General features: G+C 55.1%; 5 protein-coding genes. 3 read left to right on the top strand and 2 right to left on the bottom strand.

The genetic code is table 11. From position 1 onward, the window contains the following. The 3 genes from ACF8AM_RS23195 to ACF8AM_RS23185 form a co-directional block, all read left to right on the top strand. The coding region (locus tag ACF8AM_RS23195; protein ID WP_392557932.1) for an STAS domain-containing protein at nucleotides 1-232 on the top strand (232 nt) is incomplete at its 5' end. Nucleotides 233-441: 209 nt separating this feature from the next. Beyond that, nucleotides 442-1,464 (top strand): hypothetical protein, encoded by a 1,023-nt coding sequence (locus ACF8AM_RS23190; protein WP_392557931.1) that lies wholly within the window; start codon nucleotides 442-444, stop codon nucleotides 1,462-1,464. A 586-nt stretch (nucleotides 1,465-2,050) separates the two neighbouring features. Then, nucleotides 2,051-2,956, top strand: coding sequence for an alpha/beta hydrolase (locus ACF8AM_RS23185; RefSeq protein ID WP_392557930.1), 906 nt, complete (start codon nucleotides 2,051-2,053; stop codon nucleotides 2,954-2,956). A 38-nt stretch (nucleotides 2,957-2,994) separates the two neighbouring features. Here ACF8AM_RS23185 and ACF8AM_RS23180 read toward each other — a convergent pair whose 3' ends face one another. Together ACF8AM_RS23180 and ACF8AM_RS23175 are read right to left on the bottom strand one after the other, a co-directional pair. After that, the gene (locus tag ACF8AM_RS23180; RefSeq protein WP_392557929.1) at nucleotides 2,995-4,389 is read right to left on the bottom strand and encodes a hypothetical protein; all 1,395 of its coding nucleotides are present in this window, start codon (nucleotides 4,387-4,389) and stop codon (nucleotides 2,995-2,997) included. A 353-nt stretch (nucleotides 4,390-4,742) separates the two neighbouring features. Next, on the bottom strand, nucleotides 4,743-5,710 hold a 968-nt coding region (locus tag ACF8AM_RS23175), incomplete at its 5' end, for a carbohydrate-binding family 9-like protein (protein WP_392557928.1).

The following is a 5,710-nucleotide window of genomic DNA, read 5'->3' as shown; positions in this document are numbered from 1 at the left end:
GGAAGATCCAGATGACGTGGTGATCGACTTCTACTACAGCCGCGTCTACGACCAATCGGGTCTGGAAGCCATCAATGGACTGGCCGAGAAGTACCAAGCCGCTGGCAAACGTTTGCACCTGACCCACCTCAGCGAAGAATGTCGCTCGCTGTTGAATCAAGCGGGTGATTTGGTCGAAGTCAACGTTTCCGAAGACCCGCACTATCACGTTGCGACCGACCGCTTGGCGTGAAACGGACGACGTGAAACCGATGCTGTGAAAGGCTGCAAAATTCCTGTGACCGGTACAGTTCGATTCGTCCTGGACCTGGTTCCCTTCCGATAGAAATCCTGCGGAGCCGAGCCAGGTGCTGGTTCGCTTCGGTTCATGGAGAGGCTCGCTCGCGAAAATCAATTCGCGAGTCTCAGTCGACATCAGAATTCGGTGAAGGGATTGGCGGAATGAAGGTGCACGCAGCGATTCGTTGCCAAATCTTGGCTTTCGTGGTGACCACGTTGGGACTGCTCAGTTCCACCGGTTGTCACGTGCTGACCCCTGCACACATTCCAGCTCGCCCGCAATGCATCGCTCCCGAGCTGCTCAACGATTCCAGCAGCCAGGTTGAATTTGGCGAGCCCCACAAGGTGCTCGACACGGCGGGATGGATCTGGGGCATCCCAGACAAAATCTTGTTGTGGGATCGCCGGGTCGACAATCACCAAATCACGGCGCCGACCGTTGAGACGGTGGCCAGCTACTTGGATGAGAACAACCTGCCGCACGTGAAGGTGCGGATGAACCAATACGCACCGCTGAAGGACTTTCACCGATTGCGGCAGAACAAAACGGTCGCTTGGCCTTATCGTTACACGTTGGGGCTGTTGTCCGTCGGAGGCGAAACGATTCTGCCAGGTCGCTTCTTCGGTGGCGACCACTTCAACCCGTACACGCAAACGGTTCACCTCTACAGCGATGTACCAGCGATCGCATTGCATGAACTGGCTCATGCCAAGGACTTCACCCGTCGTCGTTACCAAGGCACGTACGCGCTGGCGTACATGTTCTTTCCAACTTGGCACGAAACGATCGCTTCGCGAGACGTGATGGCTTATCTCTACGATCGCCACGATCGAGCCGGGATCATCGAAGCCAATCGCATTCTGTACCCCGCCTACGGAACCTATGTGGCGGGCACGGCCAGTTGGTTCATCCCCGGCGGCGGAACCGCGTTGTACTACGGGTGTGTGATCGCAGGTCATGCCAACGGACGCATGCTCTCTCGAGACGTGGATCAGCATTTGGCCGACTACCACCAAATGTTCCGCAGCCAACCGGTTCCGCATCAATCCGTTCCGGCTATCTCTCAGCCAGACATGTCAGTCCCCGTTCCCGAGCCACAACCGATGTGGGACGAATCGCAATGGAACCCACCTCAAGTCAGCCAAGCGGGCAACAACGAATCGCCCGCGTCGAACATGCACTGACGTCGCATCTTCGCAAATGATGAGGTCGTGCAGATTTCTGATCCTGCCTCTCGGCACATTTCCAGATGGCGTACCTCTCCCGAAACGAAGTTAGAGGAGAGGTTGAGCGACGCCGTTCAGGCGTATGCGAGGGTGAGGCGTAGGATGGGCACTCTTGCCTTTTTGTACCCCACATCTCTTGAGAGCCGCTTGCGTTAGGAATACAGGCGTTTTGAAGCCAAGCATCCCTTGCCCAAAAACCATTAGTGTTCGATCAGCGGAGATTAGTGTTCCCTTGGTCGCTCTGGCGGAACACTAATCCACTCTGATCGGACACTAATCTTTGGTGTTTCGAGATGTGGGGTATAAAAAGGCACTCTTGCCCGTCAGAGTCGGCCAAGGCCACCCATCACAACCCGACGAGTTAGCGAGGGATGCCCCCAACTCCCACGATGGCCCCATCCGGGGCGAAACCCAGACGCCAGCCACCACTTATCTTTTGAACGTCGCGAGACACGTTGGCCCCTCCGCACTTTTCGTGGCGTGACGAGTTATGATTTCGTTTCTCACAACGAATCATCCCACCTTGTTCGCGAATGCCTTGCCCATGAACAATTCCTGGAAGTTTGCTCTCACGCTTGCCGTTTTCACTGCCACCTGGATGCCACTTTCCCCACCCGCCCATTCTGCGGAACCTGAAACACTGCCACTTTGGACCGACGAAGAACTCGGATCCACCGCAGCGGATGACACCGAGGTGGTGCACGATCGAGGCGAACGAAATGCCTGGGTCACGGACATCTTGCGTCCGACATTGACGGTCTACCACGCTGACCCGGCCAAGCACTCTGGTACGTCGATCGTGATTTGCCCCGGCGGCGGTTATGGCGGGCTGGCAATCGACAAAGAAGGCCACGTGGTGGCGGAATGGTTCGCCGAACAAGGCGTGACGGCTGGTGTTTTGAAATACCGATGTGGCGGTGGTGCTCACAAGCATCCGATCCCAATGGGTGATGCTCGCCAAGCCGTGAAGCTGATGCGAGATCATGCCGACGAGTGGAAATTGAAAACGGAACAAGTCGGCATCATGGGTTTCTCCGCCGGTGGGCACCTGGCGTCGACCATCGCAACGGACCCGCAAACCGGCGTCAACTTTGCCGCGTTGATCTACCCGGTGATCTCGTTGGACAAAGCGGTCACGCACGGCGGTTCGAAGAAGAACCTGTTGGGCGAATCGCCCAGCGACGAACTGGTGCACCAAATGTCACGAGACGAACAAGTCACTTCTTCGACGTGCCCGACATTCTTGGGTCACGCTGGCGATGACAAAGGTGTTCCTGTCGCAAACAGCTTGCGTTACTACGCGGCTTGCATCGAGCACGGCGTCCCAGCCGAAATGCATCTCTTCCCCACCGGCGGCCACGGATTTGGCATGTTCCGCGGCGACCGCCCCGTCGACCAATGGCCCAACCAACTCAAAGCTTGGCTGCAATTGAACGAGCTGTTGGACTGATCGCAACGCATCGCTGATGAAGTATCGTCTGATCCGGGCTATGACCCGATCGCGGGAACCAATTGGGCAACCGCGATCGGCGACACCGGCGGTTGCTGTCTTCGGTTCGGGACATCAGGGATGAACGGAAGCACCACATTCACTGCGGCAATCACCAGGTACCTGGGCTTGTCGCCTGCCACCACACTGGTTGGATGCCTGCCTCGGAAGTTCAAATCGAAGACCCCGTCGTCACGGGTCTCTGTCGGGTAGTGGCGTATCGCGAGCAGACTGTGTTGTTCATCGTCTTCAGCGTATCCAAACAAAAATGAAGTCTCACTGTCTCGGTCATGTTGCAACCTCACCGATCCCTCACCGTCGAGCAGAATGGCGGGTGCGTTCGATCGTTCAATCAACTTCACGCCTGATGGCTGGACCACATAGAGCTCATAGCCAACGGGTACGCCAACAGCGTGTCGTTTCGTCAGATTGACCAAAAAACTGCCTTCATCATTCATGAGATAGACATGGTCATGTAGGTGATGGCTCTGTGGCATCTGGGACAGCAATTCAGCCTGTGCTGCTGGACTTGCCTGACCGTCTGGGTTGGACAGTGCACACTTGAAAAAAGCCACCTTCAAAAGCGTGGTCTTTGGATCAAGGTCAGAGAGGACGATGATCGATTTCTTGTCAACCGCCGCACGAATCTGCAGGATCTCTCCAGGAACCTGAATGGACTCCGACTTTCTCTTCAGATTGACATGTCGTCTACGATCCAGAGGCGACATGTCTATCAGAGTCGCCGCGTCAATGATTCGGACGGCCGAACCAGCCTTGGATTGGTTTGAAAGAAAGACCACCTTGTGATCACCGATCCAAGTCAGCATAAATGATTGTTGCAAACCACTGGGACTATTTACCGTGCTTTTGGTGTTTGATACCCAAAGGATCTCTTCGGTTTCGCAGTGAGCGACGAAGAACACGGATCTATTATCTTTGAATCGGCGAACTGAAACGCCGATGAACTTTCCGTCAGGCGAGAACTCGGCGTAGCATCCTCGCAACCTCAAGTCTGTGGCGAGCGGAATGACATTCAACGCGCTCGAACCATCAAACTGACCAAAGACCAAATGGACTTCTTCGTCTTGACCACTCACAACCGCACACCACTGCTGCTCATTGTTTGACAGGGCGATGTGACGGATCGGTGCAACGCCTCGGCAGACTTCGGTCCTCATTCCGGTTTCCAGGTCCACCCGTTCGATGCTCCCGTCGTAATAGCCGAGCAAGCAAGTCGCGGAATGTTCGCAACCGGTAATGGCGGTCAGCGGGCTCGCGTTCGCATCAAAGGACTGAATCTTTGCAATGAGTTTCTCCGGCTCATCGGCAACGGCCGGACAACAAACCAACACGACCTGCACCATCAAGAATCCCATCGACGTCGCTCGAATCATCGTGCACCCACCTGGTTTGGAGAACTGGACACGAAGAATCCGTCCAATCCGAAAAGCAGAACCACAAGGATAAGGCATGCCACGGGTGCGAAGCAAATTTTTAGTCGCAACACACAGGTCTTTCAGCAGCTACGCACAACCGACGCGAACACATAAGGACCGATCGAAAAATAAGTGGCACAGGCTTCTAGCCTGTGATTGCGAGAAACACATGCGTAGAAGCCTATGCCACAATTTCAATCCGGAACTTACTCTTCGCTCATCGTTAGATGGTTCAGTCAATCAATGGCCAGCGAAGCATTGCCTATGACATGCGATCTTTGACTGCCCTGCAGAAATTTTGCGAGTGTTGATCACTCTTCAGCGAAGGTGATGATGGGGAAGATTTCGGGGATGTGGGAGTCCCAGACTCCGTGTTTGCCGAGGGCCCAGCCGCTGGAGTCGGTGGCGGGTTCGGGGGCTTTGGTTTTGTTGAATCGGAAGAGATCGATTCGCCACTCATCGCCGACCTTGGGTGGTAGCGATAGGTTGTCGCCCTTGGCGAGCCAGTTCATCTCCTTCCAAGGAAACGCCAATTCGACCGTCCAACCTTGATCGACGTCGGAATCGTCGTTCAGAGTCCCGTTGATGTGAACGGCGGATTTGAAATTGGGAAAGTCGTACCCCAGAAACGCGATGCGTTTGCCGCGTGGATGATCCGTGAACCCAACGCCATCGAAATCCTGTTGATTCGGAGCGTCTTTGGCAAGTTGTGGGTCCGCTGCATAACCGCCTTTCTCGTACGCTTCTTGCCATACAAAGAAGCCTTCGTAGACGGTTCCATAGGAGTTGATTTCGAACTCGTAGTAGGCGTCCTTTCCAGCGATGAAGACTTCGACGTCGTTGTCGTAGTAAATCGGATCGTCACGGTCTTTGTACTCGGCGTCGACATTGGGTTCTTCCAACCAAAATCCGATGTAGAGAAACTCGTCATCCCAAAGGATGGATGAGCGGGTGTCGTAGCGAGTGGGGTGTCCGCTGACCAAGTCCACAAAGGACGTGGTCTTGCGGGCTTGCTGCCAAGCTTCCTCGTCCAAACGACCATCGATCGTCAGCTCCGTATCAATCTTCGCCGCGGTGTATCGTGGCAGATCCTTGGCAGGAACCAACGATTGAGGGAACGGCTTGGGCATCTCCACTTCGACAGAACTTGGGAAGGCGAGCTCGGAATCGGATCGCTCGTCCAAGGTTGCCGCGAGTGTTTTTAAACTTCGCGTGACCTGGCCTTCGAACAGCGTTTGACCTCCGCTGGTGATCTGGATCGGTTTGTCCAAGTCGATGA

It is taken from the genome of Rhodopirellula sp. JB055 (assembly GCF_043100905.1).
Classification (GTDB): domain Bacteria; phylum Planctomycetota; class Planctomycetia; order Pirellulales; family Pirellulaceae; genus Rhodopirellula.
The sequence above is the reverse complement of the archived record's forward strand: the minus strand, read 5'-3'. Positions and strand labels throughout refer to the sequence as shown.

What these genes read in the sequence shown, in the direction of transcription:
- ACF8AM_RS23190 (WP_392557931.1), top strand. Translation starts at nt 442, where the DNA reads ATGAAGGTGCACGCAGCGATTCGTTGCCAAATCTTGGCTTTCGTGGTG.
- ACF8AM_RS23185 (WP_392557930.1), top strand. Translation starts at nt 2,051, where the DNA reads ATGAACAATTCCTGGAAGTTTGCTCTCACGCTTGCCGTTTTCACTGCC.
- ACF8AM_RS23180 (WP_392557929.1), bottom strand. Translation starts at nt 4,389, where the DNA reads ATGATTCGAGCGACGTCGATGGGATTCTTGATGGTGCAGGTCGTGTTG.